The sequence below is a fragment of the Clostridium intestinale DSM 6191 genome, from assembly GCF_900130055.1.
Taxonomy (GTDB): Bacteria; Bacillota; Clostridia; order Clostridiales; family Clostridiaceae; genus Clostridium_T; species Clostridium_T intestinale.
In genome coordinates this window covers 264,709-271,572 of record NZ_FQXU01000009.1, presented here as the reverse complement: position 1 = coordinate 271,572, position 6,864 = coordinate 264,709, and the positions used below count along the sequence as shown (strand labels likewise).

Sequence of the window (6,864 nt, the reverse complement as noted above, 5' to 3'; positions counted from 1 at the left end):
ACTTATCTTTGGTGGAATTGTTATAAGCATATGTATATGGTCGGGGCATGCATTTGCTTCTATAATTTCTACCCCATTTCTTTTACATATTTCCCTTAATATTTTTCCTATCTCTGATTTATACTTCCCATATATTATTTGTCTCCTGTATTTTGGTGCAAATACTATATGATATTGACACCTCCATTTTGTGTGTGATAAGCTTTCTATGTCGTTACCCATACGACACCTCCTATGATTTATTTGTTTTGCGATTGTCAGTCGCTTTCATTTTATCATAGGAGTTTTTTTCTGTTCAGAGCTAAAGCCTTTTTGTCCACCGGCATAGCCGGAGGTTTTCTAGACAACAAAAAAGTCATGAGAAAACTTTCCCATGACTTTTTAACTATATATTAAAATCTCTTGTAAGACCACTTCTTCTTAAAGATGTTTCAAATACTTTAAACAATGCAAAACCTGCAATTAAATTAATTATAACAGCTGGTAAAACAACGCCCATAAATAATACCCCAAATGATGCTCCTCCTGGTAGCCCTACTAGTATGGATGCAGAACCCAAGAATATTGTTCCACTTATTAAAGTTCCTATAGGAAGTATTATTCCTAAAACAATGTTCTTATTCAATCTCTCTCTTATTATATATAAAATTCCATAAACTATAGTAACAGTGACTATTTTATCTATTATATTGGGAATTTGTCCACCTGGGAACTTAGTTGTCATTGCTGTGAATATTCCTGTAACTATTCCTGCTATTAAAACAGTTTTATAATCTTTATTTAAAATCATAATGATAAATAATGTTGCAAGCGCAAAATCTGGTTGCATCGGAAAACCTAATGCTGGTGTAAATTGATGTAACATAAGTCCTATAGCTAATAATATTGAGTTTAATACTAATTTTTTTGTTTTCATAATAAATTGCCCCCTAAGTTTTTATATTTTTATATATTTTCTATGGATTTTCTAAAGCTGCCTTTCATTTCATGGTTCTGCCCCCTTATTAAAGAAATAAACTTACTATTTTAAGGTAAAATAAAAACTCCGTCCTATTATAAAATAATAGGACGGAGACTATAATCCGTGGTGCCACCTAAATTGCGTAAATACGCCACTCTTAAAGATACTAACATATCTTTATCCCTATAACGTGGGATTTACGATTAGGCTACTCTCCAAAAAGATTTCACTTTATTCCTCAAAGGCCCATTCATAATAAACTTTGGTATTGAGATCCCACCATTCTCAACTCTCTAGAACCATACATCTAAAACTACTCTTCCTTATCTCAGGATTATTATATATCTTTATTTTATATAATATTATACTATATACAAATTGTTGTCAATAATTATTTATATTTTGCTATTTGATTATTTATCATAGGTCTTAGAATTAAAAGCCAAAATAGAAGAGTTACTAATATACCTTTAACAAAAGAACTTAAACTAATACTCCACCATACTCCATCTAAACCTAACGCTGTTGATTTAGATAAAAATAATGCTAATGGAATTCTAAGAGCTGTAAAAACAATACTTACTACAGATGGAATTGTAGTTTTCCCAAACCCATTAAAGGCTCCTGCAGCAGTTATTTCTACGCACATAAATAACTGAGAGTAACCTAATATTTTTAAATAGGTTTCCCCTAGTCTTATAGCGTCTTCATTAGGTAAAAATAATGAAAAAATCTCCCCTCCTAAAAACACTAATAATATTGTCGCAGCTAAACCTGTTATTATTGCCATTCCCATAACCGCTATATAGCCTTTTTTTATTCTATCCCACTTCTTTGCTCCATAATTTTGCCCTATAAAAGTTCCTATTGCTGTAGAAAACCCTCCAGCTGTCATCCATGAAATTGCTTCTATCTGGGAGCCTACCTTTTGTACTGCTATAGGCGTAGGTCCAAAGCCAGCTATTATTTTTGCTAATCCCATAGAGAAAAATGAAAAAAGTCCATTTTGAACTGCCACTGGAAATCCCATTTTACTAATCTTATATACGTACTCTCTATCCCAATATTTAAAATAATTAAATCTAAAATAATAGTGATTCATTTTAAGGATATGATATATAAATATTACTGTTACCACAACTTGTGCAAGTACTGTAGCTATTGCAGCTCCTGCTACACCTAAAGCAGGAAATGGTCCAAAGCCAAATATTAATACAGGGTCAAATACTATGTTAAACACTAATCCTACTGTATTTATTATAAATGGTGTTTTTGAATCTCCAGTTCCGTTAAATATAGAAGTAAATATAGGGTTTATAAAGTTAAAAGCAGTTCCTAATGCTATAATAACTAAATATATAATTGCATCCCTTATTATTCCTTCATCTCCTAAATCAAAAAAGTCTATTATTGGGTTTCTAAAAATAATCAATACCATTCCATATACAAAAGCAAGTATGATGTTGATTATTATACTATTTGATATGTATTTTTTAACACCTTCATCATCTTTTAGTCCAACAGATTGAGCAACTCCAACCTCTGCACCAACCTTAGATATTAAAATAAAAGATCCTCCAAACCAGCTAAAAAAACCCGCCGTTCCTATAGCTGCTACTGCTCCACTTCCAAGCCTTCCTATCCATAACATATCTACCATATTATAAAACATCTGAATAAATGATGTCCCCATTATAGGTAGCGCTAACTTTAATAATACACTTAATATTTTTCCTTTTGTTAAATCTATATTTTTATTCAAAACCTGTCCTCCAGAACTAATAAAAAGGATATTTACTTTCTAGCTATACAATTACTATAGCTAATTTTTTTAGTAAACATCCTTAACTATATTATTTAATAAACTAAACAGCTATATATCTATCCTTCATCATAATAGCTGCATTTTCAAAGCTTTGTGGCCTAGAAAAATAATATCCTTGAACAAAATCACAGAATATACTTCTTAGATAATCAACTTGTTCCTTTACTTCCACCCCTTCAGCTACAACTTCTATTCCCAATTTGTGCGAAAGCTGGATTATATTTTCTACTACAAATTTACTTTTACTATTCTCCATTATATCTAATAAAAAACTTCTATCTATTTTTAATATATCTATAGGCAGCTTAGTTAGATAATTTAAAGAAGAATAACCAGTTCCAAAATCATCTAGTGCTATACTAACATCTAAATCTTTTAAAGCCATAAGTATTTTTATATTATTATCAAATGACTTCATTAACATACTCTCAGTTATCTCTATTTCTATAAATTTAGGAGATATCTCGTATTGTGCAATTAGTTGTTTAAACTCTTCAACAATGTCGCCTTCTCTTAGTTGTACTTCCGATAAGTTTACAGCTATTTTAAAATTATCATGTCCTAATTCTATAAACTGCTTGCACTTAATAAAGATTTCTTCTAAAACAAAACTTCCTATTTTTAATATCATCCTATTATTTTCAGCTATAGGAATAAATTCTGCTGGCGAGACAAATCCTAATCTCTTATTTTTCCATCTAGCTAAAGCTTCGAATCCCATAATTTTGTTGTCTGTTAACACAACCTTGGGTTGAAACTCCACATAAAGCTCATTATTATCCAAAGCTTCCCTAAGACCTTCTTCTATTTCATATAGTCTTATTATCTCATTTGCAATCTGATCATTAAAAAATTGATATGTATCTTTACCATTACTTTTAGCTCTATACATAGCTGCATCAGCATTTTTTAGAAGCGTAGCAAAGTCAGCTGCATCGTCTGGAAACATTGATATACCTACACTTCCTGAAGTATATATATAGTTTCCTAATATGTTTTTTGGATACTTAAATACATTCGTTACCCCTTTTAATACATCCTCAACTTGTGATATCTTTTCAATATTAGGTAAAAATATTATAAATTCATCGCCGCCAAATCTACCTAACAAATCTTTTTCATTGATAGTTTTTTTTAATTTATCAGACAATGTTTTTAAAAGTATATCCCCATACTCATGTCCAAAAGAATCATTTATATACTTAAAATTGTCTAAATCTATAAAAATCAATGCGGCTCTATTTTTTTCTTTTTTGTGAATCTCAATGTATTTATTTATTGATTTTTTTAAATAATGTCTGTTATATAATCCCGTTACGGAATCATAATAACTCATATACCTTATCTTCAATTCTTTTTCTTTAATAGTATCTATTGAACCTTCTATAGCTAATTTATGTCTACGTTCAATTTCATCTAGCGCCGATTCCTTGTCTTTTAACGTTTTTTGTTCAGATTCTAAAACCTCATTTTTACTTTTAAACGCCTCTTTTTCAAGATATAGTTTTAAATAGAACGCACTTATCCCTACTAATAAAACATTACTTATGACATTCCCATATGTACTGTATCTTGCATAAACATTTATAGCTAATATAACGCCTATTGCTATTATTCCCCTAATAATTACAACCCTACTTTTCAAAATGCTCCCTCCACGTGGATAATAGTACGCCCTCTATTCTAATTATATTTTCATTTATCTTTTTTATCTTTTATTATACTTGCTACTAAAGCCGCAGTTGCTACTAGTACTACAGCAATTCTCCCTTTACCTATTGGTTTCATCTCACTCACTCCTATCATATAGTAAATAACGCCAATAATATATTTTAATTATAATTACCAACTAAGCTTTTGTAAATGAATTAGTTTCACTATTATAAACATACCCCTCTTCACTAAATCTTTCTACAAGGGCATCCCTATCAACTTCCTCCTCATAACAATAATCCTCTAAGCTTCCATAAGAATCTCTAAGTTTCATATTTACAATACTTATAAGTATAAAAACATCTCTATTAAATATTTCTTCCCTGTTCATAAATTTCCTCCTAAATACCTACTTATTTTTTCAAATAATTGTAACAATACATTCAATTATTCAATATTATATTATTGTAAGTGCACTTACTTGAGATCATTTTGCAGTAATTAATAGCAATTTTATATACCAATTCCTTCAAATGCAACGTTTCTTTTAAAGGATATTAATGGGGAACCTTTAAAGGATTATTTGAAAGATACTGGATTATATAAAATTACTATTAATCTATCCTCTTTAGAATTATTTAATCATAATTCTTCTAGGCAATATACCTGAATTGATTTCATTTTAATTAAAGCTGAATTAGACATTACACCTCCTTTGTCTAATTAAAACCACCCTTATTTTAGGGTGGTTTTAATTATTATATTGAAGCTTCTATATATTTAACAACTTCAGTTAAATATTTTTCTTCCACTTCTGTAAATCTAGAAAGCTCTGGACTGTCTATATCAAGCACACCATAAACTTCTCCATCTTTTATTATAGGTATTACTATCTCAGAATTCGATGCTCCATCACAAGCTATATGTCCTGGAAATTCATGAACATTATCTACTCTAAGAACCTTTTTTTCAGCTGCAGCATTACCACACACACCTTTTCCTAAAGGTATTCTAATACAAGCTGGTAGTCCTTGAAATGGTCCTAAAACCAATTCTCCATCCTTCATTAAATAAAATCCTGCCCAGTTACATCTATCTAAATAGAATTTAATTATAGCTGATATATTTGATAAATTAGCTATAATATCTTTTTCATCCTGTAATTGTTCCTTACATGAATAAACCATAAATCCTAAAGATTCTTCTACATTTTCTGTACTTTTAAGTTCTTCCATAATTCTTCTCCTATTCTTTGATTTTCTTATATTAATATATTATCTTAAAATCCATAAATAAAAAACCCCTATAATATAGGAGTTTTTTGAGGATACTTATAAAGGGTTATGGCAAAACTCTGTTTTTAATTTCCCTGATAGTATCATCTATTCTTCATTCATTTATACTAATAATATTAGGTTTTTAAAATTTATTTTTTATCCACTTTTTAGTTTCATCGTCACAAAAAGATGCTTCAATAGCATTTTTCATTAATTCTACAATCTCTTCATATGAAAATCCTAGTTTTTCATTTAAATTATATAATTCTTCCTCTAAAGTAATTCTTGATACTGTCATATTATCAGTGTTTACAGTTACTTTAATTCCTTCATCAAAATATTTCCTTATAGGGTGATCCTCAAGTCTATCAACTGCACTGGTGTTTAGGTTACTAGTAGGACACATTTCAAGGGTAATATTTTTCTCCTTAAGTACATCATATATCTTAGGATTTTTGTAAGCATACATTCCATGACCTATACGTTCAGCATGCGTTATATCTATAGATTTAATTATATTCTCTTCTCTCCCAGTTTCACCTGCATGAATGGTTATATGATAGCCTAATGACTTAGCTAAATCAAAAACCTCTTTACTTTCTTCTGGAGGAAAGTCATGCTCATTTCCAGCTAAATCTGCTGAAACTACACCTTTATTTAAATATATTGCCCCTTTTCTAATAACATTTATATTATCTTCTAAGGGAAATCCTCTCATTGCACATAAAATTAAATTACTCTTTACTCCATATAACTTCTCGCCTTCTTTTATTCCATCGATGGCAGCCTCTATAACCTCTTCAATTGTTAATCCTTTAGAGGTGTGTAATATAGGAGCAAATCGTATTTCCCCATATACTACTCCTTCTTTACTTAAATCCTCTATAAGTTCCCTAGAAATTCTTTTTAAATTTTCTTTATTTTGCATTACCATAATTGGATAATCAAAAGCCTTTAAGTATTCTTTAAGTGATTCACATTTACCATCAACACTTAATATTTTTGAGAACTCTTCAAATGATTTATAATTAGTATTTTTTCCCTGCTTATTTAATAACTCCCAAACAGTCTCTTCTCTAACACTTCCATCTAAATGAAGATGAAGTTCAACTTTAGGTAACTGTTTGATTTTCTCTCTAATATTCAAT

At 29.7% G+C, this 6,864-nt stretch carries 7 protein-coding genes and 1 other annotated feature; all 7 genes read right to left on the bottom strand.

Annotated elements, in window-relative coordinates; genetic code table 11:
• Positions 1-222: IS200/IS605 family transposase (tnpA, locus tag BUA92_RS15520; protein WP_139259354.1), on the bottom strand; the 222-nt coding region annotated here is incomplete at its 3' end.
• Positions 223-385: 163 nt separating this feature from the next.
• Entirely contained in the window at positions 386-916 is a 531-nt protein-coding gene (locus BUA92_RS15515) for a tryptophan transporter (RefSeq protein ID WP_073021002.1), read from the bottom strand.
• A gap of 145 nt (positions 917-1,061) precedes the next feature.
• Positions 1,062-1,300 (bottom strand) — a binding site (T-box leader).
• 52 nt (positions 1,301-1,352) lie between these two features.
• A complete protein-coding gene (locus tag BUA92_RS15510) occupies positions 1,353-2,723 on the bottom strand; it encodes an MATE family efflux transporter (protein WP_073021001.1) in 1,371 nt (456 codons plus the stop codon).
• 103 nt (positions 2,724-2,826) lie between these two features.
• Positions 2,827-4,431 carry a putative bifunctional diguanylate cyclase/phosphodiesterase gene (locus tag BUA92_RS15505; RefSeq protein ID WP_073021000.1) on the bottom strand — a complete coding sequence of 535 codons (1,605 nt, stop codon included), beginning with the start codon at positions 4,429-4,431 and terminating at the stop codon, positions 2,827-2,829.
• Positions 4,432-4,635: 204 nt separating this feature from the next.
• The gene (locus BUA92_RS15500; protein ID WP_073020998.1) at positions 4,636-4,830 is read right to left on the bottom strand and encodes a DUF4250 domain-containing protein; all 195 of its coding nucleotides are present in this window, start codon (positions 4,828-4,830) and stop codon (positions 4,636-4,638) included.
• Positions 4,831-5,197: 367 nt separating this feature from the next.
• Positions 5,198-5,674 carry a GAF domain-containing protein gene (locus BUA92_RS15495; RefSeq protein WP_073020994.1) on the bottom strand — a complete coding sequence of 159 codons (477 nt, stop codon included), beginning with the start codon at positions 5,672-5,674 and terminating at the stop codon, positions 5,198-5,200.
• A gap of 184 nt (positions 5,675-5,858) precedes the next feature.
• Positions 5,859-6,863: an adenosine deaminase gene (gene add / locus BUA92_RS15490; protein WP_073020991.1), complete on the bottom strand. Its 1,005-nt coding sequence runs from the start codon at positions 6,861-6,863 to the stop codon at positions 5,859-5,861.
• Position 6,864: the final 1 nt, after the last annotated feature.